At 63.1% G+C, this 24,178-nt stretch carries 24 protein-coding genes and 1 pseudogene; 18 read left to right on the top strand and 7 right to left on the bottom strand.

The features are described from left to right. Window positions 1–58 precede the first annotated feature (58 nt). The 4 genes from AWB66_RS08275 to AWB66_RS08260 form a co-directional block, all read right to left on the bottom strand. A complete protein-coding gene (locus AWB66_RS08275) occupies window positions 59–1,201 on the bottom strand; it encodes a substrate-binding domain-containing protein (protein ID WP_087629806.1) in 1,143 nt (380 codons plus the stop codon). Window positions 1,202–1,278: 77 nt separating this feature from the next. Next, window positions 1,279–2,277: an ABC transporter permease gene (locus tag AWB66_RS08270; protein ID WP_087629805.1), complete on the bottom strand. Its 999-nt coding sequence runs from the start codon at window positions 2,275–2,277 to the stop codon at window positions 1,279–1,281. Then, on the bottom strand, window positions 2,274–3,878 hold the full coding sequence (locus AWB66_RS08265; protein ID WP_087629804.1) for a sugar ABC transporter ATP-binding protein: 1,605 nt from the start codon (window positions 3,876–3,878) through the stop codon (window positions 2,274–2,276). Before AWB66_RS08265 ends, AWB66_RS08270 begins: the two co-directional genes overlap by 4 nt. Before the next feature lie 221 nt (window positions 3,879–4,099). Continuing rightward, window positions 4,100–4,927, bottom strand: a complete 828-nt coding sequence (locus AWB66_RS08260; RefSeq protein WP_087629803.1) for a FadR/GntR family transcriptional regulator — start codon at window positions 4,925–4,927, stop codon at window positions 4,100–4,102. 257 nt (window positions 4,928–5,184) lie between these two features. Here AWB66_RS08260 and AWB66_RS08255 point away from each other — a divergent pair, with 257 nt between their 5' ends. The 10 genes from AWB66_RS08255 to AWB66_RS08210 all read left to right on the top strand — a co-directional run bounded on the left by AWB66_RS08255 (window position 5,185) and on the right by AWB66_RS08210 (window position 13,856). After that, complete coding sequence (locus AWB66_RS08255; protein ID WP_087629802.1) at window positions 5,185–6,393, top strand: ABC transporter substrate-binding protein; 1,209 nt, start codon at window positions 5,185–5,187, stop codon at window positions 6,391–6,393. A 64-nt stretch (window positions 6,394–6,457) separates the two neighbouring features. Then, window positions 6,458–7,318, top strand: coding sequence for a branched-chain amino acid ABC transporter permease (locus AWB66_RS08250; RefSeq protein ID WP_087629801.1), 861 nt, complete (start codon window positions 6,458–6,460; stop codon window positions 7,316–7,318). Next, window positions 7,315–8,322, top strand: coding sequence for a branched-chain amino acid ABC transporter permease (locus AWB66_RS08245; RefSeq protein ID WP_087629800.1), 1,008 nt, complete (start codon window positions 7,315–7,317; stop codon window positions 8,320–8,322). The genes AWB66_RS08250 and AWB66_RS08245 overlap by 4 nt, the downstream gene beginning before the upstream one ends. Beyond that, on the top strand, window positions 8,319–9,086 hold the full coding sequence (locus tag AWB66_RS08240; protein WP_087629799.1) for an ABC transporter ATP-binding protein: 768 nt from the start codon (window positions 8,319–8,321) through the stop codon (window positions 9,084–9,086). The genes AWB66_RS08245 and AWB66_RS08240 overlap by 4 nt, the downstream gene beginning before the upstream one ends. Then, on the top strand, window positions 9,083–9,784 hold the full coding sequence (locus AWB66_RS08235; protein ID WP_087629798.1) for an ABC transporter ATP-binding protein: 702 nt from the start codon (window positions 9,083–9,085) through the stop codon (window positions 9,782–9,784). The genes AWB66_RS08240 and AWB66_RS08235 overlap by 4 nt, the downstream gene beginning before the upstream one ends. Window positions 9,785–9,821: 37 nt before the next feature. Further along, window positions 9,822–11,081 carry a Zn-dependent hydrolase gene (locus AWB66_RS08230; protein ID WP_087629797.1) on the top strand — a complete coding sequence of 420 codons (1,260 nt, stop codon included), beginning with the start codon at window positions 9,822–9,824 and terminating at the stop codon, window positions 11,079–11,081. Further along, window positions 11,078–12,556 (top strand): M81 family metallopeptidase, encoded by a 1,479-nt coding sequence (locus tag AWB66_RS08225; RefSeq protein ID WP_087629796.1) that lies wholly within the window; start codon window positions 11,078–11,080, stop codon window positions 12,554–12,556. Before AWB66_RS08230 ends, AWB66_RS08225 begins: the two co-directional genes overlap by 4 nt. Before the next feature lie 10 nt (window positions 12,557–12,566). Continuing rightward, window positions 12,567–12,950, top strand: coding sequence for a hypothetical protein (locus tag AWB66_RS08220; RefSeq protein ID WP_087629795.1), 384 nt, complete (start codon window positions 12,567–12,569; stop codon window positions 12,948–12,950). 457 nt (window positions 12,951–13,407) lie between these two features. Continuing rightward, window positions 13,408–13,593: a hypothetical protein gene (locus AWB66_RS08215; RefSeq protein WP_087629794.1), complete on the top strand. Its 186-nt coding sequence runs from the start codon at window positions 13,408–13,410 to the stop codon at window positions 13,591–13,593. 11 nt (window positions 13,594–13,604) lie between these two features. Beyond that, complete coding sequence (locus tag AWB66_RS08210; RefSeq protein ID WP_407642273.1) at window positions 13,605–13,856, top strand: DUF1488 family protein; 252 nt, start codon at window positions 13,605–13,607, stop codon at window positions 13,854–13,856. A gap of 31 nt (window positions 13,857–13,887) precedes the next feature. Here AWB66_RS08210 and AWB66_RS08205 read toward each other — a convergent pair whose 3' ends face one another. Further along, window positions 13,888–14,439, bottom strand: coding sequence for a DsbC family protein (locus tag AWB66_RS08205; RefSeq protein WP_159462891.1), 552 nt, complete (start codon window positions 14,437–14,439; stop codon window positions 13,888–13,890). Window positions 14,440–14,637: 198 nt separating this feature from the next. Between AWB66_RS08205 and AWB66_RS08200 the strand changes: the two genes are divergently transcribed. Next, complete coding sequence (locus AWB66_RS08200; protein WP_235021038.1) at window positions 14,638–15,132, top strand: response regulator; 495 nt, start codon at window positions 14,638–14,640, stop codon at window positions 15,130–15,132. Window positions 15,133–15,419: 287 nt separating this feature from the next. On the opposite strand, the pseudogene AWB66_RS08195 reads toward AWB66_RS08200, so the two are convergent. Beyond that, window positions 15,420–15,770, bottom strand: a pseudogene (locus AWB66_RS08195) (substrate-binding domain-containing protein); the annotation flags it as partial. A gap of 37 nt (window positions 15,771–15,807) precedes the next feature. Between AWB66_RS08195 and AWB66_RS08190 the strand changes: the two are divergent. The 3 genes from AWB66_RS08190 (at window position 15,808) to AWB66_RS08185 (ending at window position 17,775) form a co-directional block, all read left to right on the top strand. Then, window positions 15,808–16,278: a ribonuclease gene (locus AWB66_RS08190; RefSeq protein WP_087629790.1), complete on the top strand. Its 471-nt coding sequence runs from the start codon at window positions 15,808–15,810 to the stop codon at window positions 16,276–16,278. Window positions 16,279–16,683: 405 nt separating this feature from the next. Next, entirely contained in the window at window positions 16,684–16,821 is a 138-nt protein-coding gene (locus tag AWB66_RS33640; protein WP_159462890.1) for a hypothetical protein, read from the top strand. 219 nt (window positions 16,822–17,040) lie between these two features. Further along, window positions 17,041–17,775: a Crp/Fnr family transcriptional regulator gene (locus tag AWB66_RS08185; protein WP_087629789.1), complete on the top strand. Its 735-nt coding sequence runs from the start codon at window positions 17,041–17,043 to the stop codon at window positions 17,773–17,775. Window positions 17,776–17,825: 50 nt separating this feature from the next. On the opposite strand, the gene AWB66_RS33635 is transcribed toward AWB66_RS08185, so the two are convergent. Further along, window positions 17,826–18,287, bottom strand: a complete 462-nt coding sequence (locus AWB66_RS33635; protein WP_087629788.1) for a type 2 periplasmic-binding domain-containing protein — start codon at window positions 18,285–18,287, stop codon at window positions 17,826–17,828. A gap of 98 nt (window positions 18,288–18,385) precedes the next feature. On the opposite strand from AWB66_RS33635, the gene AWB66_RS08175 reads away from it, so the two are divergent. The 4 genes from AWB66_RS08175 to acnB all read left to right on the top strand — a co-directional run bounded on the left by AWB66_RS08175 (window position 18,386) and on the right by acnB (window position 24,090). Further along, a complete protein-coding gene (locus tag AWB66_RS08175; protein ID WP_087629787.1) occupies window positions 18,386–19,513 on the top strand; it encodes an aminotransferase class V-fold PLP-dependent enzyme in 1,128 nt (375 codons plus the stop codon). Between the two features lie 177 nt (window positions 19,514–19,690). Beyond that, window positions 19,691–20,071, top strand: coding sequence for a VOC family protein (locus tag AWB66_RS08170; RefSeq protein WP_087629786.1), 381 nt, complete (start codon window positions 19,691–19,693; stop codon window positions 20,069–20,071). A 243-nt stretch (window positions 20,072–20,314) separates the two neighbouring features. After that, complete coding sequence (locus AWB66_RS08165) at window positions 20,315–20,938, top strand: hypothetical protein (protein ID WP_125469681.1); 624 nt, start codon at window positions 20,315–20,317, stop codon at window positions 20,936–20,938. A 566-nt stretch (window positions 20,939–21,504) separates the two neighbouring features. After that, window positions 21,505–24,090, top strand: a complete 2,586-nt coding sequence (gene acnB / locus AWB66_RS08160; RefSeq protein WP_087629784.1) for a bifunctional aconitate hydratase 2/2-methylisocitrate dehydratase — start codon at window positions 21,505–21,507, stop codon at window positions 24,088–24,090. Window positions 24,091–24,178 lie beyond the last annotated feature (88 nt).

The raw sequence follows: 24,178 nt of genomic DNA, 5'->3' as shown, positions 1-24,178 counted from the left end.
TTGCGCGAAGCCCGAAGGCTTCGCGTTCACGCTGACGTGCTAAAGCGTCTTCGGACCATCAACCGCAAGCGGGCGCGGCCTTCTTGCAGGCATCCGCGAGTTGAGGCGGCGGATCTTTCTTGAACACGGTCTTGTACGATTCGAGCACGTTCGACTGCACGACCGGCAGCGATTGCACGCCGATCCACGCCGGCGGCGTCTGGCCGATCAGCGCCTTCATCATCGCCATCGCTTCTGCGACGCCCTGATCGTACGGACGCTGCGAACCCGTCGCCTTGAGCGGTCCGCCCTTAGCAATTTCGATGGCCGATTCGAGCCCGAGGTCGACCGTCGTCATCGGCGTATTGAGGCCCTGTGCGCGCATCGACGTCAGCGTGTCGAGCGCGGGCTGGTCCCACACGGCGAACACACCCTTGACGTCCGGATTGGCGGTGAGGAAGTCACCCGCGATCTGGCCGACCTTCGACGGGTCCGTGAAAGCGACCTGCTTGATCTTGATGTCGGGACGATTTTTCTTCATCCAGTCGTTGACGGCCTTCGTGCGCTCCGTCGTGCTGAAATAGTCGACGCCAAAGTTCACGAGCCCGACCGTGCCGCCCTTCGGCACGCACGAGGCGAGCACCTTCGCCGCGATCTGGCCGTTGCCCTCGCTGTCCGCCGAGACCATCGCCGCGTACTGCTCCGGATGCTTCAGGCCCGTCGGCACGTTATCCATGAACACGAGTTTGATGCCCGCCTGCGAAACTTTCTTGTAGGTCGCAGCCGTTGCCGTGCCGTCGACCGGAATCGAGATGATGCCGTCCGGATGGCGCTGGATCGTGTTTTCGATGTCGGCGATCTGCTTGTCGACCTGATACTCGGCCGACGCCGTGCCGATCACTTCCACGCCGTATTTCTTCAGCGTGTCGGTGATGCCCTGCACCTGCAACTGCGACCAGTCGAGGTTCATCGTCTGCATCGAAATGCCGACCTTGAACTTGCCGGCCTTGACCTTCGTGGCCTCGGCGTCCGTCAGCTTGACGGCATCGACCGCCGCCGCCTTCTCGCCGTTCGGTCCCTGCCCGACGATACCCGATGGTCCGATCGACCCGGCAGCGAGCTTCTCGCACGCCTGTGCAAATGCCTGCGAGCAGCACAGGGCCATCGCAGTCGCCGCCGCGACACTCGCCAGCTTCACTCCTGATCCACGACGATAGTTCATGACTTTCCTCCGTTGGTCGTGATGTACTGCGTCTCCTGCCGTTTTTTGCATTGCCCTTCATGACCCGTCACGCGTCGTCATTTGCGGGTGAACGCAACAGCCGCCACGATGATGACGCCCTTGATGACGAGTTGCAGCGACGAACTCACGCCGAGCAGCACGAGGCCGTTATTCAGCGTGCCGATGATGAGACTGCCGAGCAGCGTGCCGAGAATGAAGCCGCGTCCGCCGAAGAGACTGCAGCCGCCGAGCGTGACGGAGGCGATCACGTCGAGTTCCATGCCTTGCACGACGTCCGGCCGCGCCGCATGCGAGCGCGCGGACAGCACGAGCGCGGCGAGCCCGGCGAGCACGCCCGTCAGCACGAACGCGAGTGTCGTCACGCGGCGAATGTTGATGCCCGAATAGAGCGCGGCCGTCGGGTTTCCGCCCGCCGCGTAGATCTGCCGGCCGAACACGCTGTAGTGCAGAAGCAGAATGCCGCCGATCACCGCGAGCAATGTCCACAGGATCGGCACGGGCACGCCCGCGATGTTTCCTTCGCCGAAGATCGCGATGAACCGGTCGTTCGTGATGATCTCGGGGCGCGTTGTCGTGACCATCAGCGCAAGGCCGCGCGCGGCGCTCAAGGCGCCGAGCGTGACGAGAAACGACGGGATGTTCAGCCGCGTCGTGACGAAGCCGTTGATCGCGCCGACGATCGCGCCCGTCCCGATGCCCGCCATTGCGCCGACGATCCAGCTATCGGTGATGTGCGACATCGCGAGCGCCGCCGCCATGCCCGACAGCGCCAGCGCCGATCCCACCGAAAGATCGATCTGCCGCGCGATGATCACGAACGTCATGCCGATCGCGATGATCGACACGAGCGCCGTTTGCCGTCCGATATTGAGGAAGTTGTCGATCGAGAGGAACCACGGGGATGCGAAGCTGAACACCACCAGCAGAATCGCGAACGCGATATACAGCATGTACGGGCGGTCGCCCTGCAACAGAAGCCGCGCGAGGCGCCGCGCGCGTCCGTGGCGCTGGGCGGTCTGTTGCTCGGCGGGCAAGGGCGAAACGGACTCGTTCATGTCGCAAGCTCTTCGGTAGGACGGGGAAGCTGGATGAGATGGTGCAGTTCTTCCGCATGACGAATCTGCGCGCGCTCGACGGTTCGTTCGATCGAGCCGTTCACCACGATGGAAATGCGGTCGCACAGTCGCAACAGTTCGTCCAGATCCGACGACACGACGACGACGCCCGTGCCCGCACGCGCCGCGTCGTGCACGACGCCGTAGATTTCTTCCCGCGCGCCGACATCGACGCCGACCGTCGGTTCATCGAGCAGCAAGAGCGTTGGCCGCGGATGATTCCACTTGGCGAACACCACCTTCTGCTGGTTGCCGCCGGAAAGAAACTTCGCGGGCGTCGACGCATCGGGCGCCTTCACGGAAAGCTGCTTCATCGCGATGCGCGCCTGTTGTGCGGCGGCTTGCGCGCGCAGCCAGCCGCCGCGCGAAAACTGCGGCAGGCGCGGCAGTGTCAGATTGCGTTCGATCGAATGATCGAGCACGAGCCCTTGCAGATGCCGGTCTTCGGGCACGAGCGCGACGCCGCGCGCGATTGCGTCGGCGGGGCGGCGCGGGGCGAGCGGCTGGCCGTCGAGTTCGATCGTGCCTTCGTGAATCGGCAAGAGGCCGAAGATCGTCTGCAGGATTTCCGTGCGCCCGCTGCCGATCAGTCCCGCGAGGCCATGCACTTCGCCGCGGTGCACGGAGAAATCGACGCTGGCAAGACGCGCGTTGCTCACCTTCGATAGCGTCAGCACGGGTGGGTCGCGGGCAATCGCATGCGCTTGTGCTTGTGCGTTCTGCGTTGTTCGCGCGGCCGTGCCCGTCGACGTTTCCTGTCTGGCCTGCATCGCGGCATGACGCGGTCCGACGATCGCCGCGACGAGCTGCTTCATGTCGGTCTCGGCGGTGGCGAACTGGCCGGCGTTGGCGCCGTCGCGGAACACGGTCACGCGCTGCGAGATGCGAAACACCTCGTTCAGCCGGTGCGTCACGTAGATCACGCCGACGCCGCGCGCCGTCACCGTGCGAATCGCGTCGAAGAGAATTTGTTCCTCGCCGCCCGTCAGCGCGGATGTGGGTTCGTCGAGGATCAGGACGCGCACGTCGCCCATCAGCGCCTTGCAGATCTCCGTCATCTGCCGGTACGCGAACGGCAGCGAATCGACAGGCACGCGCGGATCGAGCGGAATGTTGTGTGCGCGCAGAAACGCGCTGACCTGTGCCATCAGTTCGCGTTGCCGCACGAAGCCGAGCCGCGTGCGCGGCTCGCGCCCGAGCATCAGGTTCGCGCCGACCGACAGCGACTCGACGAGACTCAGGTCCTGATAAACGACAGCGACGCCCGCCTCGCGCGACTTCGCCGGCGATTCGAACGCGACCTTGCGGCCGTCGATTTCGATCGAGCCTTCGTCGTACGCGTGGACGCCGCTCAGTATCTTGATGAGGGTGGATTTGCCCGCGCCGTTTTCGCCGAGCAGTGCATGCACTTCGCCCGGCAGAACCTCCAGATTCACGCCGCGCAGCGCCTGCACGCCACCGAATTTCTTGGTGACGCCTGTTACGCGGATCAATGGCGATCGGGGCGATGAAACGGCCGCGACCGCAACCGGCGCACTCATCCGGATGTCTCCTTCGTCGATATGACGAATTCTTATGTCGCGCGATCGGGCCGCGCGCTATCTTGTGATCTTCGCATCACGCAAATGATGCGTCAATAACATTTGTTCCCCATGCGGCCGGCAATTGCCGTGAGGATCGCAACACAATTTTCGGTGGATGTGATGATCCTATCGCCTTCAGTGCGACTGGCAGTGTGATGCGAACCTTTCGGCGAGGACCATCACGACCCCGCTGCGGGCTCGATCTTCATGCGCCGACGGATTTCGGAATCGAGGATCAAACGGCCGCGCAGCTTGCCCTTCATCCGCTTTACGTAGCGCGGCGCTTCCGTCATGTGGACGACCATCAGTTCGCGCACTTTCTGCGCGTCGCGATCCCGCGCGGCCTTGACGATCGCTTTGTGGATCCGGACGTTCGCCTGGCCGAATCGTTCATGCTCGGCCTGCGGCGTGTCGTTTCGAAACTCGATCAGTTGCCGGATCATTTCATTGATCAGCTCGCAACTGAAGCGCAAGAACGGATTGGGATTCGCGGCGGCGAGGATGTCGTGGAAGTTCACGTCTTCCTGACGCTTGCGCACGATGTCTTTGTCGCCGTGGACCGACCCGGCGCCGTCGCAGCACGCAATGTTCGCATCGAGTGCCACGAAGTCCTGTTCGGTCAGATGCGGCACCGCGCCCGCCGCAAGCTCGGGCTCGAGCAACTGGCGCACCGTATAGATGTCGTCGATGGTGACGTCTTTGAAGAACAGATAGTTTTGCAGCAACTGCAGCGTGCGGTCGAGCGGCACTTCGACGATCGTGCCGCCGCCGCTCGGCCCGGTCGTCACCTTGATGAGGCCTTGCACCTCCAGCGACTTGAGCGCCTCGCGAATCGTGCTCTTGCTCACCGAGAACATCTGCTGCAACTCGACTTCGCGCGGCAGCCGGTCGCCGGGCTTCAAGTCTTTTTCCGTGATCAGCCGCTTGATTTCTTCCGCCACGAGATCAGGCCGCTTCTGCTGCTTGATCTCGATCGAGGCGCCGGCCTTCGTTCGATCCATCGCCATCTCGATGCTCCTCATGAACGCCCGGGCGTGCCTGTAAACGACCTGTTGCGTCATGCAGCGTGACAGACGTACAGACAAGCGGCGACCGCGAATAATGCCTGATTGACAGCCGAATTTATTATAACTAGCATCAGGTTCATTCTATTTATCATGATAAATAGAGCGAGGCGAATGGGGAAAATAGTCGCATCGCAAACGCGGTTCAGCCAACGATGCAGCAGTCGGTCACATGCGGTTTTCTTACTAGGAGCACCAATTTGAATCGCCGAAACATGTTGAAGCTGGCCGCGTTGTCGGCCGTTCCCGGGTCTGCCCAGATGCTGCTTTCGAAGAGCGTATTCGCGCAGGGCGCGCCGATCCAGTTCGCCTGCCCGGTGCCGATGTCGGGACCTTTCGCGGCCAACGGCAAGTATGCCGATCTCGGCATGAAGCTCGCCATCGAACAATATGGCAAGGTGCTCGGCGACCCGCTCGCCTATTCCGTGCTCGATACGGAAGGCAAGCCCGCCACGGCGGTACGCCGCGTGCAGGAAATCGCGCAGCAGAAGAATGCACGCTTCTTCGCGGGCGGCATTCTTTCGTCGGAATCGCTCGCGATGGGCAAGGAAGTGGAGAAGGCCGGCGGCGTTTTCATCACGACGGCCGGCGCCGATGAAATCACCGGCAAGGACTGCAACAGCGCGACCTTCCGCTGGTCGGTGCCGACCTTCGGTGCGATCGAGCAGACGGTGCGTCCGCTCATCCAGTCGATGCCGAAGGCCAAGCGCTGGTACACGATCACGCCGCAATACGTGTTCGGCGAAGGGCTGCTCTCGGCCGCCAAGGCGATCTTCAAGGAGAAGGGCATCGAGCACGTGGGCAACAGCTACCACTCGCTCAACGAAAAGGAATTCAGCGGCTATCTGACCAACGCGGTGGCGGCGAAGCCGGACGTGCTGCTGATCCTCAACTTCGGCTCGCAGTCGTCGGACACGCTGCGCCAGGCGGTCAGCTTCGGCATGAAGAACAACTGCACGATCCTGCTCGCGTGGGCGTCCGGGCTGGAGCAGTTCGAGGCGCTGGGCGCGGACCTGTGCGACGGCGTGTACTTCGGCGCGCAATACTGGCACGCGATCGATTCGCCGCTCAACAAGGATTTCGTCAAGCGCGTGAGCGCCACCTACAAGTCGAACCCGAACTACAGCCTCGCCGGTTCGTACATCTGCACGAAGATCTTGCTCGACGGCATCCAGAAGGCGGGCAGTGCCGATCCGAAGAAAGTGATCGCGACGTTGCAGGGCATGAAGTACGACGGGCTGACCGGTGCCGAGGAAATCCGCGCGGGCGACCATCAGGTGCTGAAGAACTACTATCTGCTCAAGGGCAAGGCGAAGAGCAAGATGAAAAACGCCGACGACTACGCCGATATCGTCAGCTCGGGCCAGTCCTTCCTGCCGCTCGACCAGACGCAATGCAAGCTGGCGTGATCGCCTGCCGGCGGACGGCCGCCTCGCGCGGCCGTTTGCGTCGATCCTCTTCGGACGAAAGCTCATGAACGTTTATCTATTGCAGGTCGTGAACGGCATCGGCGTGGGAATGCTGTACTTCCTGCTCGCGGTGGGGCTGTCGATCGTCTTCGGGCTCTTGCGCTTCGTGAACTTCGCGCACGGTGCGTTCTATCTGCTCGGCGCCTACTTCTGCTATCAGGCGATGCAGTGGTCGATGAGCTTCTGGGTCGCGCTTGCCGTCGTGCCGGTCGTGACGGGCGCGCTTGCGTGGGTCGTGGAAAAGGCGATCCTGCGTCACGTCTACGCGCAACAGCACGAGTTTCATATCCTCGCGACCGTGGGCCTTGCACTCGTGTTGCAGGAATGCGCGATCCTGATCTGGGGGCCGCTCGGCGACAACGTTCCGGTGCCTGACGTCCTGAATGGCGTCGTGATGTGGGGCAGCTTCATTTACCCGAAGTATCGTCTCTTCGTGATCGGCTTCACGGCGGTGCTCGCCGTGCTGCTGTGGTGGATCCTGGAAGGTACGCGGCTTGGCAGCGCCGTGCGCGCCGGCAGCGAGTCGAGCGAGATGGTGTCGCTGCTCGGCATCAACGTGACGCGCATCTTCAGTCTCGTGTTCGCGCTCGGAGCGGGCACGGCGGCGCTGGCGGGCGTGCTCGCGGCACCGATTCGCGGCGTCGATCCGTTCATGGGAATCGAGGCGCTGGGCGTGGCATTCGTCGTCGTGGTGGTCGGCGGGATGGGTAATTTTCTCGGCGCGCTCGTCGGCGGGCTGCTGGTGGGCATCGTGCAAAGCGTCATGAGCACGCTCTGGCCCGAAGGCGCGCGCCTCATGATTTACGTTGCGATGGCGGCCGTGCTGCTGCTTCGTCCCAACGGACTGCTCGGGAGAGCCGCATGAACGCCAAGACACTCGATGCGGGCGCGCCGCCGCGTTCGCTCAGCGCAACGCTCAATCGCTACCGGTTCATGCTGCTCGCGGTGCTGGTCGTCTGCATCCTGCCGATGACGCTGCGCTCCGGCTCGCTCGCGACCGAAGTGCTGGTGTTCGCGCTCGCGGCGCTCGGTTGCAATCTGCTGCTCGGGCATACCGGCTTGCTGTCGTTCGGCCAGGGCATCTTCTTCGGGCTCGGCAGCTACAGCGCGGGCCTCGTGCTGACGAAGACGGGCTTGCAGGCGCCGTCCGCGCTCGTGGCGGCGATCGTCGTCGGCGCTGCGGCCGCTGCGCTCGTCGGCTGGTTCTCGATCCGGCAGCGCGGCGCGTACTTCGTGATGCTGACGCTCGCGTTCGGGCAGATGTTCTACTTCCTCGCCTACACGACGCCCAACCTCACGGGCGGCGACAACGGCCTGCTCGACATCCCGCGTCCCGCGCTCTCGCTCTTTGGCCGCGCGCTCGTTCCGATCGCATCGCCGTGGCAGTACTACGCGTTCGTGGCCGTGCTGTTCCTGGCCGCGTTCTGGCTGATGATGCGCGTCTCGCATTCGGTTTTCGGCCGCACGCTGCTCGCGATCCGCGAAAACGAAGCGCGCGCGGCGGCTGTCGGCTACGACGTCAAGCGCTTCAAGCTGGCGGCGTTCGTGGTGTCGGGCGCCGTGACGGGTTTCGCGGGCGCGCTCCACGCGATGATGACCGGCATCGCGCCGCTCTCGAACATCGACTATCACACGAGCGAGATGATCCTCGTGATGACGGTGATCGGCGGCACGGGCAATCTTTTTTCATCGGTGCTGGGCGCGGCGTTCTATGTGCTCTTCGCCGACTGGCTCTCGACACTGTGGCCGCGCTGGCTGCTGCTGCTCGGTCTCGTACTGATCGCGGTCAGCCTCTTCATGCAGCGCGGCCTCTGGGGTCTTGGCGAACGAATCTGGCGGGCGGTGCGCCGAAACGGGGAGGCCGCATGAGCGAAGCAATTCTTCAGGCGAAGGGCGTGGTGAAGCGCTACGGCAAGTTCACCGCGCTCGCGCAAGTCGATCTACGGATCAAGCCGCGCACGGTCCACTCCGTGATCGGTCCGAACGGCGCGGGTAAGACGACGCTCTTTCACGTGCTGACGGGCACCGTGCCGATCACGGCGGGCAACATCGTCTTCGACGGCCACGATGTCACGCACGAGCCCGATCACCGCCGCGTGAAGCGCGGCATCGCGCGGTCGTTCCAGGTGACGAGCCTGTTCGCGAACCTCAGCGTGCGCGAGAACCTGCGGCTCGCGGCGCAAGGCGTCGATTCGAAACGCGCGCTCAACGCGTGGAAGCCGCCGCGCGGGGCGCTCGAACACGCGGAAACGGTCGACGCGATCCTCGAACGCCTCGCGTTGCAGCGCTTCGCGGCGTCGTCCGCGGGCGTGCTGTCGCACGGACAACAGCGGCGGCTGGAAGTGGGCATGGCGCTCGCCGCCAAGCCGAAGGCGATCTTTCTCGACGAGCCGACATCCGGCATGGGCATCGACGACCTCGACGACATGAAGCAACTGATCTGCGGCCTGCGCGACGACTACACCGTGGTGCTGATCGAACACAACATGGGGATCGTGATGGACATTTCGGACACCATCACCGTGATGCAGCAGGGACGCGTGCTGGTCGAAGGCCGCCCCGACGACATTCGCGGCGACGAGCGCGTGCGCAGTGCCTATCTCGGCAACATGATCACCGGAGGCCGCGCATGATGCTCGACGTGCGGGACATTCACGCGTTCTATGGCAAGAGCCACATTCTTCAGGGCGTCTCGCTGACGGTGGGCGACGGCGAGACCGTCACGCTGCTCGGGCGCAACGGCGCGGGCAAGTCGACGACGCTCAAGAGCATCGCGGGCGTCGTGCCTGCCGCGCGCGGCACAATCGTCTTCAAGGGCGAGCCGACGGCGAAACTCGCGGCGCACAAGATCGCCGCGCGCGGCGTGTGCTTCGTGCCGGAGCATCGCGGCATATTCCGGCTGCTCACCGTCGAGGAGAACCTGCGCCTCGGTGCGCGCAAGGATTCGCCGTGGCAGCTCGCCGATATCTACCGGATCTTCCCGCGCCTCAAGGAACGTCGCGCGAACGGCGGCGGACAGTTGTCGGGCGGCGAGCAGCAGATGCTCGCGATCGGCCGCGCGCTGATGAACCATCCGCGCCTCCTGATGCTCGACGAACCGGTCGAAGGACTCGCGCCGGTGATCGTCGAGGAGATCGTCGCGCAACTGAAGCTCATCAAGCAGGCGGGCGTCGCGATCCTGCTCGTCGAGCAGAATCTCGAAGTGTGCACGCAGCTGGCAGACCGGCACACGATCATCGAGCAGGGAAGGATCGTCTACGAGGGCAGCAACGCCGCGTTCGCCGCCGACGACACCATCAAGGATCGCTACCTCGGCGTCGGCGTGGTCTGAGGCCGGTCCCATCATCCATCATTTGCAAGGAAACGCGATGCAGGTTCACGATTTGCCGGCGCTGGCCGGCTTGCGCGTCGACGGAGCGCGCCTCTGGAAAAGCCTGATGGACCTCGCGCAGATCGGCGCGACCGCGAAAGGCGGCGTGTGCCGTCTCGCGCTGACCGAACTCGACCGCGAAGCGCGCGATCGCTTCGTCGAGTGGGCGAAGGAGACGGGCTGCACGGTGCGCGTCGATGCGATCGGCAACATCTTCGCGCGCCGTGCGGGACGCCGCGACGACCTGCCGCCCGTGACCACCGGCAGCCATATCGATACGCAGCCGACCGGCGGCAAGTTCGATGGCAACTACGGCGTGCTCGCCGGGCTCGAAGTCCTGCGCACGCTGGCCGACGCGAACGTGCAGACGGACGCGCCGCTCGAAGTCGCGGTGTGGACCAACGAGGAAGGATCGCGCTTCGTGCCGGTCATGATGGGCTCCGGCGTGTTCGCAGGCGCTTTCACACTCGACCACGCGCTCGCGCAATGCGACCGCGAAGGCGTCTCGGTGCGCGACGCGCTGTGCGCCATCGGTTACGACGGCGCGGCGCTCGCACCGCATGCGGTCGGTGCGTACTTCGAAGCGCACATCGAACAGGGGCCGGTCCTCGAAGCCAACGACAAGACCATCGGCGTCGTGACGGGCGCGCTCGGCCAGCGCTGGTACGACCTCACGATCCACGGCATGGAAGCGCACGCCGGCCCCACGCCGATGGAACTGCGCCGCGATGCGCTGCTCGTCGCCGCCGACCTGATTCGCGCGGTCAATCGCATTGCGCTCGATCACGCGCCGCACGGTCGCGGGACGGTCGGCTGCGCCGATGTGCATCCGAATTCGCGCAACGTGATACCGGGCCGCGTCGCACTGACCGTCGACCTGCGCGCCGCCGACGACGCCTCGCTCCGGGCGATGGACGCCGCATTGCGCGCCGCGTGCGCGAACGCGCCGCTGCCGGTCGACGTGAAGGAGGTCGTGTATTTTGCGCCGCAGCCGTTCGATGCCGCGCTGGTCGAGTCGGTGCGCGAAGGCGCCGGCGCACTCGGTCTCTCGTCGATGGACGCCGTGAGCGGCGCCGGTCACGATGCCGTGTATCTCGCCCGCGTCGCCCCCGCCGCGATGATCTTCGTGCCGTGCAAGGACGGCATTAGCCACAACGAAATCGAGGACGCGCGCGCCGATCATCTCGAAGCCGGCTGCAACGTGCTGCTGCATGCGATGCTGCGCGCCGCCGGTTCGACGCAAACGGAGTCCGCATGAAAATCCTGATCGCGCGGATGAATCACGAGACCAACACGTTCTCGCCGGTCGCGACGCCGCTTTCGGCGTTCGGCCGCAACGGACCGGCTTATGGCGAGGACGCGTATCGCGAGAACAAGGGCATGCAGACTGCGATGGCGGCGTTCATCGACGCAGCCGAGCGCGAGGGCGCGCAGATCGTCACGCCGGTGTCGGCATCGGCGAATCCGAGCGGGCCGGTTCATGCCGCCGCCTACGACGCGATCTGCAACGCCATCGTCGAGGCCGCGCGCGGCTGCGATGCCGTGATGCTCGATCTGCACGGCGCGATGGTCGCGGAGAACTCGGACGACGGCGAGGGCGATCTGCTCGAACGGGTGCGCGCCATGCTGCCCGATGCGCCGATCGCCGTCTCGCTCGACCTGCACGCCAACGTCACGCAGAAGATGATCGACAACGCGGACGTGATCGTCAGCTTCAAGACTTATCCGCACGTCGACATGTACGAGTCCGGCGCGCATGCCGCGCGGCTCATGTTCGATCGCGTGCATGGCCGCGCGCAGCCGGCTATCGCGTGGGCGCAGCCGCCGCTTCTCACGCACACGCTGCGCAGCACGACGGCGGCGGGCGCGATGAAACGGGCGGTCGAGGCGGCACGTGCCGCCGAACGCGAAGGCATGCTCGCCGTGTCGGTGCTGTCGGGCTTTTCGCTCGCGGATATCGAGGCGCCGTGCATCAGCGTGGTCGTTGTCGGCGACGGCGATCGCGAGGCGGCGGCGCGGGCCGCCGAGCGCATCGCGCGGCAGATCTGGGATGTGCGCGACGAGTTCTTCTATCGCAGCGCGCCGCTGGCCGAATCGGTGGCCGAGGGCGCCGCGCTCGGCCGCGACGGCGGCAAGCCGGTGCTGCTGCTCGATCACGGCGACAACTGCATGTCGGGGGGAACGTGCGACACGATGGATGTCTTCGAGGAAGCGCTGAAGCAGGGTCTCGACGGCATCGTGACCGGGCCGTTGTGCGATCCGCAAGCAGTCGCGACGCTCACGGCGGCGGGCGTCGGAGCGACGGTCACGCTCGATGTCGGCAACAAGCTTGCAGGCAACGCGGCGAAGCCGCGCCCGCCGCTCACGCTGACGGGCGTCGTGAGCGCGGTGACAGATGGCGAATACGTGATCAGCGGCCCGACCTACACGGGACAGCGCGCGTATATGGGCCGCGCGGCGGTGCTCGATACCGGCTCGGCGCGCGTCCTCGTGACCGAGCGCACGCACGAGCCGTGGGATCTGGGCGTATTCGAGAGCGTCGGCATCGATCCGCGCGGCGCGCGATTTCTGATCCTCAAGTCGCGGATGTATTGCCGGCCGGTGTTCGTGCCGATCGCGCAGGGTCTCGTCGAATGCGACAGCCGCGGTGTCACGAGTTCCGATTTCGGGCTGTTCGAGTTCAGGAAATTGAAACGGCCGGTGTATCCGCTCGATGTGGATGCTTCGTGGTAGCGGCCAATCCATGCCATCGACCATAGGAAATTCCCTCGTCTGGATCTTCGAAGCATTCGAGCGCGATGCAACCTACATTCGCAGACGGATGTTCGGCTGCGACGCCGCATATATCGACGGCCTGTTGTGTCTGGTCGTAGCCGATCGGGACGAGCCTTGGAATGGCTTGCTGGTTTGCACATCGCAAGAGCGCCACGCGGCTCTCATCGAAGACATGCCTGCTTTGCGGCCGCATCCCGTGCTTGGGAAATGGCTTTTCGTGCCGCAAGCCGATCCGGCGTTTGAAGACATCGCGCAAAGGATGACGTCGCTCGTGCTTGCGCGCGACTGGCGCGTGGGCGTCGAGCCGAAGCCACGCCGACGTGGCAAAAAAACTTCGCCGCCCGGGACATAAGGAGTGGGGCGTTCCTGCATGTGGTCCGTTTGAAAATAGATCGCGACAATCTCATCGAATGCGCCCACACTGTGAGTCGTGACGAGCGCCTTCGCGCCCGTCGAAGCGGAGCAACATGATGGCAAAGGGTCAAGCGCGTAGTAATCGAGAGGTAAAGAAGCCCAAACAGCCGAAAAAGGTCGCTTCTCCCGCGGAAGCCGTGTCCTGGACGACGACTTCCAAGAGCACTGCAGCCAGCGCGCCCACCAAGAAGAAATAGCAGTTACGCGCGAAAGCGGGTCAATCTCTCTCCATCGACGGCCCCTTTCTCGAAGGCTCAGGCCTTATCCGAACTGGTTCAGACACCGGCACGAAGGCACGGCGTGAACGGTGACGCGCGACCTGCGTGCCTTACACCTGGAGGACGCATCTTCCGGATCGTAATCCCTCTACTTCACACTCTTGCATTGGAATAGCCATGTCATCGCCCATTAAAACGAACGCATCCATCCCGGCCAAGCAAAGCGAACACGCCCTCGCGCAGAAGTCGCGTGCCTCGGCCCTGGAGCGCGCCGACGCCGACCGCGCTCAACAACGGCGCATCAATTACGCGCGCATTGATGTCAATGCGAGCAAGTGGCGCTATGTCACGTCGACACAATGAGAGAAAAGTCCGTGGCGCTCAGCTTCCCCAATCCGAGCCGCAGCTACGACCCAGCGCGACACTGTGTGTGCTTCTGGGGCTATGACAATGCGCGCGAGATTTCCTTTCTCGTCGACGATGCGATGCTCAAGAAACTGAACCCGGATATCGGCACTGGCGAACCCGCGCTGCTGGCTGCATTCGACCGCAACCGCGATCGCATTCTTGGGCTTGCCCAGAACCTTTACACCGGCGGCTCGCAGAACCGATACACGATCTCGTGAGCAATCCCGGATAGCTTTGCGAAAGAGATAGCTAAGGCGCGAGCAAGCTCTTCAGGTCGTCGAGTGGAATGGCACCCGTGACCAGCTCGCCGTTTGCAAAGATGATCGTGGGCGTGATTCTTACCCCTAAACCTTTCGCCAGCGAGAGATTGCGTTCAAGCGGCGCGCCGGCGCACACGCGTCGGAGCGGAGTTCGGCCATCGAGCATCCAGGCATGCCAGGTCGCTGAGCGGTCGGATGCGCACCAGATTGCAGCAGCCATTCGCTTCGAATCGGCTGTGAGGATCGGGAATAGAAACGTATAAATCGTGACGTCGGGCACCTCGCTTAGCCTTCGCTCAAGCGTCCTGCAATAAGGGCAATACGGGTCGGCGAATACAGCCAGCTTTCGCATTCCGTTGCCTTGAACCGTCTTGATCGCATCGCCGAGCGGCAGGCTGGCGAAGTCGATACGCCTGCCTTGCATTTGCGTCGCGCTCGCTTCTTCTTCGCCTGTCGCGGTAGAACTCAGGAAGAGCAGCGTCGAACCGATGACGAATGCAGCGAGTAGATCGCGCACGCCAATCATGGACCAAGGTTTCATCGAGTCTGCCGCGCCGCAGCGCATGTTCCTCACGACGGGATCGTCACCGCAGCGTAGGCGCGCGGCAACTCAGACTACACCCAAGCCCAAGCGCCCGAAAGCGAGCGGCGCAATCAAATGGGTTGAGCAGCCGGTCCCAACGTTTTTTCTTCGACGCCGCTGCATTCGTCTGCGCCTATACTGGCATTGGACAGATGAATGACCTTCAATGCCGTCGATCACTCCGAGACCGCGTGGGATGCCGATATGACCGCCGACAAGTCCGGCATACCCTTGAAATGCACGATATGGACTACGCGCAAACGAAGCGGGCGCCGCGTTCCGCGCGTCCTTGTCGTCGATGACTACGCCGACACCGCTGACGCAATCAGCATGGTTTTGTCACTCGACGGTTTCGATGCGCAAGTCGCCTACCGCGGGGACGCGGCTGTTGATGCCGCCGCGCGCTGGCAGCCGCAGGCGGTGTTACTCGATATCTGTATGCCGGACATGTCCGGGCTAGAGGTGGCAGCGAGACTTCGAGCGACAGAGAGCACGTCGGAGACCGTGCTGATCGCGCATTCGGCACTGGCTTCGGAGGCCGATCTGGCGCGCGCAAAGGAGTCCGGCTTCGACGCATTTTGCGCAAAGCCGACTGATGCGATGAAGCTTGGTCCGCTTCTTCGCTGTTTCGTCGGCCCCGCTGGCGATTGAGTGTGCGCGTTGTCATCGTGTGGCACCGCTAGCAGTACAATCGAATCACTTCGTGAACCTGAGGAGTCTGTCATGACCGAGTCGATGACCGTCGTGCTCTTAGGGCTGGTCGTTCTTGCGCTTGCAGGAATCCTCGTAATGGAACACTACAGACAGGAGCATCGCCGAAACCGACAGCTTCGGTGGCTCGACACGCATCCAATGAAGGACTGGGTGCATCGTCGGCCTTGAGGCTAGACGTGTATTGAAGCGCTTCACGGATAGCGCTTGCGCACCGCGCCCACAGCCGAGCCGTCGATCAATGCGTGCAGCAGCTTGATCGCCATCGTTGCGGCGACTTCCGTGGGCACCGCCACCGTGGAGAGCGCGGGCCGCGACTCGCGTGCCAGTTGAATATCCGTGATGCCGATAACCGAGAGGTCGCGCGGTATGTTGGGGACAAGGTCCGCCGCGGCATGCATCGCGCCGAGCGCGCGGAGATCGTTGGTCGGGAAAATCGCGGTCGGGTCAGGCGATGCCCCGTCAGTAACGCCGTCGTGCGTGATCCCTGCGTCGTGCAATGTCGCGCAAAAGCCCTGGTAGCGTGCCGCGTGCACGCCATCGCGCTGGCTGCCTATGATCGCGCCGAATCGTTGGTGGTCGTCGAATGCTGGTCAACCCGGAGACAAACGATTCATGAAGCGAGCATGGGCGTTCTCCTGCATTCTCGCCTTGAGCGCGATCCTTGGCGGATGCGGCAAGGACACGAAGCAAAACACGGCTCAGGAATCAGGCGCATCCGCGAGTCAGGCGCCGGTTCAGCCTGGACAGTCCGCGAGCGGCACACCTGCCGCATCAGGCGCGCAGGAGCGCAGCGCGCCGGCCTCCGTCACCAAGGCGCAGTTGCCGGCGGAAGCAGCCGACACACTGCGTCTGATCAAAGCGGGCGGCCCTTTCCCTTTTGGCGAGGACGGTGTCTTGTTCCGCAACAGCGCGGCATTGCTGCCGGAGCATCCGCGCGGCTACTACCATGCCTATACGGTGCGCACGCCTGGCTCGACGGATCGCGGGCAGCGTCGCATCGTATGTGGCGGACCGCGCAAGCAGACCACCGACTGCTATTACACCGACGATTACTACGTCAGTTTCAAACGCATCGCAGGATGACTTGAGCCGGTGAGAAACGCGCGGGCCTTCTATTACATCGGACTGCGCTCCCGAATGCTGTGGCGTGCTTCCTGATAGCTGCGCCATCCGGCGAGGCTGAGTAACGCCGCGCGATTTCAAACCGCGAGAGCGCGCTGGCGCACGTGATGCCGAAAGTCGGCTCGCCAGCGCAGCCTGCGCCACTCTCGCAAATGCAACGTTTTCATTTGGCTTGCGCGATGTCCGTCTGAGCCGCTTAAGCGAACGACGTGAACGAACCAATGGCCTGCTGCACTGGGCGCCGAGGTGGCGGGCGCCTTCGTGGTGCACGCTTCCTGACATGGCGACGACCAGGTTTGCAACATTTCCGACGCACGTCTTTGGGCCAGCGTTTGATTCGAGCGCGGTGTCGAACGAATCCCGTCGATGAAAGCGCGCAAACGCTACACCCGTTTCCGATGCGGCCATGAAACCGCCTTCGGCGACCGGCATGTTCTTTTCGTCTGTTCAAAACTGAATCAAATCCGCCTGAACGCCTACCGTACGTTGCGGGACATTCCGTGATCCCGCTTACTGGTAGGCGCTTTTCGGTCGCTGGCACGCCTCTCGCTTATGTACGACAAAGCACAAGAACAGCCGCCAACCCGCGTCGAACGAGCGGCAATAACAGTGCTACGGGGCCGGTCACGCCAAATTTCGATAAACGCCGCAGATGCGTTCACGAAGCGGAAGCGGACCGGAAAAAGTACAGCGCATCGCGCACAGACCAGGCGAAAGAAAATCATGTTGACCCTTCAGTCCGACCTGCACGGCAATCATTTGTTGGGCGCGCTTCCGGCGCATGAATGGCAAGCCATCGCACCTCATCTCGAACTCGTTCAATTGCGCACCGAGCAACTGCTGTGCGATTCGGGCCAGCGCATTCATCACGTGTATTTTCCGACCACGGCCATCGTCTCGCTTCTGCACACGATGGAAGACGGTGGTTCGGTCGAAGTGGCGGCAGTGGGCCGTGAAGGGATGACGGGCGTGCCCGTGCTGACCGGCGGCGATACGATGCCCACTCGCGTTCAGGTTCAGGCTGCGGGTTTCGCTTATCGGATGAGCGCAAGTGCGTTGCGCGAACACTTCGGCCGCTCCGATTTTCTGCGTCGCGTGATGCTTCTGTATATGCAAGCGCTGCTGACGCAAGTGGCGCAGACGGCCGCGTGCAATCGCCATCATGCGCTCGCCAAGCAGTTGTGCCGCTGGCTGTTGATCCAGGCAGACCGCACTTCGTCCGACCAGTTTCGCGTGACGCAGCAGATGATCGCGGACATGCTCGGCGTGCGTCGCGAGGGTGTCACGGAAGCAGCGGGCAAGCTCCATGACGCGGGGCTGATTCAGCACAGCCGCGGTTGCATCAAGGTGCTCGATCGCGCTGCGCTCGAGGCGCGCGCGTGTGAATGCTACGGCATCGTCAAGCGTGAGTTCGAACGGATGCTGCCGCGTACGCGTCAGGCCGAAGCCATTGCGTAGTTGTGCATCGGCTGCGCGTTGCCGCGCAGCTCACCGATTGACGTGCGGGCTTACGGGTTTCGCGGCGGCGGCCGGTAACCCGTTTGCCCGAGCGTTTCGGCGACAAGTTCTCTGAACCACCTGTGTCTTGCATCGTTGTGATGCCGCGCGCGCAGAACTGCTGGACCGTCAGATCGGGAAGCTTGATCGGCAACGAAAACACGTCGACATCCGCGAGCCGCGAGAACACTCGGCGAGTTTATCGGGCACGGCCGCAATGAAATCGGACGTGGCGACGAGGACTGGTTCGTGAGCGCGAGCGTGCCCGCGACCACATGCTTGCGCCCGACGAACTCATCGAGCGTCATCCACACCTTCTTGCGCGTCGCGCCGCCTTTGACGATGCCGACGAGTGAGCGCCTAAACAGCGGCTGCTGATGCAGGTTCTCTCCCATCTTGCCCAGATAGCCGATCGCGAGATCCAGCGCGCCGTTCGACGCCGTCGTCCCCGAAGACGCGAAGCGCGGCGCCATCGGCGAAAGCGCGGTTTTGCTCGGCCGAGTGCCGTTGCCGGTGGCTTTAGTTAGAATCTGTATTCGATTCGTTTATTCGTCTATCACCGGAGACGACCGTGCCAGGATTACTTCCCCATGTCGACCGCGAGGGCCTCCTCGAATATTCCGTCGTTTACACCGACCGATCGATCAATCACATGTCGGCGCTCTTTCAGGGCGTCATGCGCGATATTTCCGCCGCGCTGAAAAAAGTCTACAACGCGAAGTCGGCCGTCGTCGTTCCGGGCAGCGGGACCTTCGGCATGGAAGCCGTTGCCCGGCAGTTCGCGACGAACAGGAAGTGCCTGGTCATCCGCAATGGCTGGTTCAGTTTCCGCTGGTCGCAGATTTTCGACATGGGCGGCATTCCGTCTGAATCGTTGGTGTTGAAGGCGCGACCGGTCCAACAAGGCAGGCAGGCCGCCTATGCGCCGCCTCCGATCGAAGAAGTGGTCGCTGCGATCAAGGAAAACAAGCCGGATCTGGTCTTTGCGCCGCATGTCGAAACCGCATCCGGAATGATGCTGCCTGACGTCTATTTGCGCGCGGTGTCCGACGCCGTTCATGCCGTCGGCGGCATGTTCGTACTGGATTGCATCGCCTCCGGTACGGTCTGGGTGGATATGCAGGCGAGCGGCGTCGATGTCCTCATCAGCGCACCGCAAAAAGGATGGAGCGCGTCACCTTGCTGCGCGCTGGTCATGCTCAGCCCTCTCGCCCGCGAAAGAATCGAGCTGACCACCAGCACCAGTTTCTCCTGCGATCTTCGCAAATGGCTGCAGATCATGGAAGCTTACGAGCACGGCGGGTTCGCGTACCACGCGACGCTGCCCACGGACAGTCTCGCGACGCTGCGTGACGTCATAAAGGAAACCGAGTCTTACGGCTTCGACAAAGTGAGAGTGGAGCAGCTTGAACTCGGCAAGCGCATTCGCTCGCTCTTGACTGGCGCAGGTTTCAAAAGCGTGGCGGCCGAAGGTTTTGAGGCTCCGGGCGTCGTGGTCAGCTACACGGACGATGACGGCATACGATCCGGGAAGAAGTTCGCCGACGCCGGCTTGCAGATCGCGCCCGGCGTCCCCCTGCAATGCGACGAGCCTGACGACTTCAAGACCTTCCGCATCGGGTTATTCGGACTGGACAAACTGCATGACGTCGAAGGCGCTGTTGCCAGGTTCGCCAAGGCGTTGGACAGTATTGTTTAGGGCGCGGCGCGAGGAGTGTTTGATCGCGCTCGAACGAGGGCGCACTAACAAGAACCTCTGTCGAGGGGTCTTCAAGAGTCGCAGGCAGCATAGCATCGCCGCTTGCGCCAATATCGGTCACGGACAATCTTTACGTTACGCTGAGCGCCCCGGGTCATCTTCAGACAGGATTCGATCATGAGTGAATGGAAGCCAGCGAGCTATCCGTCGGTCAGTCCGTATCTCATCTGCGTCAATGCCGAGGACATCATCCGCTTCCTGGAGGGCGTGTTCGACGGCGCAGTGACGCGTCGCGTCGATCGATCCGATGGGACGTTGATGCACGCGGAAGTTCGCATCGACGACAGCATCGTGATGATCGGCGGCGGCGTAACCGCAGAGCAAAGTGCGGCGCCGCATGTCCACGTCTATGTCGCGGATGCGCAAGCCGTCTATGACCGCGCGATTCGGCACGGCGCGCAGCCGGTGCAGCCACCTGAACGCAAGCATCCAGATGACGATTTCAGAGGCGGCTTCCGCGATGCAGCGGGAACGACATGGTGGGTGGCGAATCAGTGAAGTGTTGATGCGACGAAGAGATTCCGGCTCGGAACTGCCAAGACCTCGTTTCATTCTGCGGCAATGCGCTGACTTATCCTTCCCTCTAAGATCGCGCAGTTCGCGTAGACGTTTTTTGCTACATGCCATACAGTCCTCCAAGGGCGGGAAACGCGCGACCTTGGATGCATTCGCTGCGACGATCCCGTGATCCACGCGGCATGACGATGGCAACGTCAGTCAATCAACGGGTGGGAAGGGCATATGCTCGTACAACGACCAATCGGCTTTCGTACAGCCATGCTGGCGCTCGCTGCCGCAATCGGGATCAGTCCGGCACTGGCGCAAGTCCCGGCGCAGCCCGAGCCGCAGGCAATGGCTTGGGCAATGGGTACGGTTGTCTACCGCGGACAGCACAAGGGCAGACAGTCTTACGTCTTCAACGCCAGTCTGCCCGTTCCAGGTCGGCCGCAAAACCCTGGAGCTTCGGCAGCATTCGGCGTTGACGATGCGGGAAACGTGACGTGGCTGGGGCAAACCGAATATCAGCCTACGCAGGCACTGGCGACCGTCAGGCGCCGCTTCTCTACGCCCAAGCCACCGCTGACGAACGAACAGGCCCCTCGCTATTTGATGGTCTGCTCGTGGCCGCTCAATGACCAGCGCAAGATCACTGGACCGGTCAGCGTCGGTTTCGCGGAGCGTGACGACTCGCGAACGACATCCGCCAAGGACGGAACGCTTCAAGAAAACACCAACATGCATTGGGTTGGTGTGCCCGCCGCTCGCGCAAAGGACAAGTTCTCGAAGCGCGACTACTGCGGCGAAGTGGCAAACGGGAAGGTCAGTTCAGCCCCGCATTGGTTGCAGGACCGGACGGAAAACTAGCCATCGCGTTGCACCGCAAACGCTGGAAAATGTCGTGCTTCTGCTGCGAGTCGTGGGCGAATTAATTCGACGGCGGAAGCTGCCCGGATAACGGCCATCCGCCCTCGATTATCCACGTGCCTCTTGGGAGGGGTGGGAAGCCGCAGGCTTCTCGCTTCGACCACGCCACGACTCCAGGCCGAGCAAGCGTATTTTTTCTTCCATCGACCGCTTCGGTCCGAGCATTCCGGCGCGACACGTTCGCAGGCACGCCCAGTCTGAAAGAATGCTTGCCCTACCTGTTCATTTGCACGGCATCTGCGGACCTGCTCGGCGCCGCGCGATTTTCGCGCCGAGGCACGCTGGACAAAGGGCTCAGGCGAACCGCCAGATGTCGCACGAACGCTACGACTGTCCCTCATGGTCTCCGATTTCGACGTTTCTTTTGTAAGTCTTATATAAGACATAAGACATAAGACGTTTGACACACGGTCACATCGTAATTAAAATTGCAGCCAAAGTAGTGCCCGGAACAGCCTCGGCGTGTCTGGAAAGGCTCCCCTGAAACGCAATACAAACGGTGTCCCATGCTTGAAAACTATCGTGCTCACGTAGCCGCACGCGCCGCGCTCGGCATTCCTCCCTTGCCGCTGACGGCGCAGCAAACCGCCGAATTGGTCGAGTTGCTGGCGAATCCGCCCGAAGGTGACGAGCAGACCCTGCTCGACCTGATCACCCACCGCGTGCCCGCCGGCGTGGACGAAGCCGCCCGCGTGAAGGCGGGCTTTCTGGCCGCCGTCGCCAAAGGCGAGACCGCCTGCGCGCTGATTTCGCGCGCGCGCGCCACCGAACTGCTCGGCACGATGCTGGGCGGCTACAACATCCAGCCGCTGATCGAACTGCTGTCCGACGCCGAAGTGGCGGCCGTGGCCGCCGAGGCGCTGAAGAAAACCCTGCTGATGTTCGACCAGTTCCACGACGTCAAGGAACTGGCCGACAAGGGCAATGCCAACGCACGTGCCGTGATGCAAAGCTGGGCCGACGCCGAATGGTTCACGAGCCGTCCGGAAGTGCCGCAAAGCCTGACGATTACCGTCTTCAAGGTGACGGGCGAAACCAACACTGACGACCTGTCGCCGGCTCCGGATGCCACCACCCGTCCGGACATCCCGATGCACGCGCTGGCGATGCTCAAGAACGCCCGTCCCGGCCTCACCCCGGAAGAAGACGGCAAGCGTGGTCCGATCAAGTTCATCGAGTCGTTGAAGGAAAAGGGCCACCTGGTGGCGTACGTCGGCGACGTCGTCGGCACCGGCTCTTCGCGCAAGTCGGCCACCAACTCGGTGTTGTGGTTCACGGGTGAGGACATCCCCTTTATTCCGAACAAGCGCTTCGGCGGCGTGTGCCTGGGCAGCAAGATCGCCCCGATCTTCTACAACACGATGGAAGACGCCGGCGCGCTGCCGATCGAACTCGACGTATCGAAGATGGAAATGGGCGACGTGGTCGAACTGCGCCCGTACGAAGGCCGTGCACTGAAGAACGGCGAAGTGATCGCCGAGTTTCAGGTCAAGTCGGACGTGCTCTTCGATGAAGTGCGCGCCGGCGGCCGCATTCCCCTGATCATCGGCCGCGGACTAACCGTCAAGGCACGTGAAGCGCTGGGTCTGGCGCCGTCGACCTTGTTCCGCCTGCCGCAGCAGCCCGCCGACAGCGGCAAGGGTTTCTCGCTGGCCCAGAAGATGGTCGGCCGCGCTTGCGGCTTGCCGGCTGGGCAGGGCGTCCGTCCGGGCACGTACTGCGAACCCAAGATGACTTCGGTCGGCTCGCAGGACACCACTGGCCCCATGACGCGCGACGAACTGAAGGATCTGGCGTGCCTCGGCTTCTCGGCCGACCTCGTCATGCAGTCGTTCTGTCATACGGCCGCCTATCCGAAGCCGGTGGACGTGAAGACCCACCAGACCCTGCCGAACTTCATCAGCAACCGTGGGGGCATCTCGTTGCGTCCGGGCGATGGCGTGATCCACTCGTGGCTGAACCGCATGCTGCTGCCCGACACCGTGGGCACCGGCGGCGACTCGCACACCCGCTTCCCGATCGGCATCAGTTTTCCGGCTGGGTCGGGTCTGGTCGCGTTCGCGGCCGCCACCGGCACGATGCCGCTCGACATGCCGGAATCGGTGCTGGTCCGCTTCAAGGGCAAGATGCAGCCGGGCGTGACGCTGCGTGATCTGGTCAACGCGATCCCGCTGTACGCGATCAAGCAAGGCATGCTGACGGTTGCCAAGCAAGGCAAGAAGAACATCTTCTCCGGCCGCATTCTCGAAATCGAGGGCTTGCCCGAACTGAAGGTCGAGCAGGCGTTCGAATTGTCGGACGCTTCCGCCGAGCGCTCGGCCGCCGGTTGCACGGTCCACCTGAACAAGGAGCCGATCATCGAATATCTTCGCAGCAACGTCACGCTGCTGAAGTGGATGATCGCCCAGGGCTACCAGGACCCGCGCAGCCTGCAGCGCCGCATCCAGGGGATGGAGCAGTGGCTCGCCGATCCGCAACTGCTGTCGCCGGATGCCGACGCCGAGTACGCGGCGGTCATCGAGATCGACCTGGCCGACATCCACGAGCCGATCGTGGCCTGCCCGAATGATCCGGACGACGTGAAGACGCTGTCGGACGTGGCCGGTGCCAAGATCGACGAGGTGTTCATTGGCTCGTGCATGACCAACATCGGCCATTTCCGTGCCGCGTCGAAGCTGCTGGAAGGCAAGCGCGACATTCCGGTCAAGCTGTGGGTGGCCCCGCCGACCAAGATGGACCAGAAGCAGTTGACCGAGGAGGGCCACTACGGCGTCTTCGGCACAGCCGGTGCGCGTACCGAAATGCCGGGCTGCTCGCTGTGCATGGGCAACCAGGCGCAGGTGCGTGAAGGCGCGACGGTCATGTCGACCTCGACGCGTAACTTCCCGAATCGTCTCGGCAAGAATACGAACGTGTATCTCGGCTCGGCGGAACTGGCGGCGATCTGCTCGCGCTTAGGCAAGATCCCGACCAAGGACGAGTACATGGCCGACATGGGCGTGCTCAACGCCGACGGCGACAAGATCTATCAATACATGAACTTCGACCAGATCGAGGACTTCAAGGAAGTGGCCGATACCGTGACGACGTAAGCATGCTATCGGGCTGCGACGTGTCGTTGGCGTCGCAGCGTCGTCGTAGCGGCATGACATGGCGCCGCAGGCTGTATGCCTGCGGCGC

Origin of the sequence: Caballeronia telluris, assembly GCF_001544495.1 — a bacterium.
GTDB classification, from domain to species: Bacteria; Pseudomonadota; Gammaproteobacteria; order Burkholderiales; family Burkholderiaceae; genus Caballeronia; species Caballeronia telluris.
The sequence above is the reverse complement of the archived record's forward strand: the minus strand, read 5'-3'. Positions and strand labels throughout refer to the sequence as shown.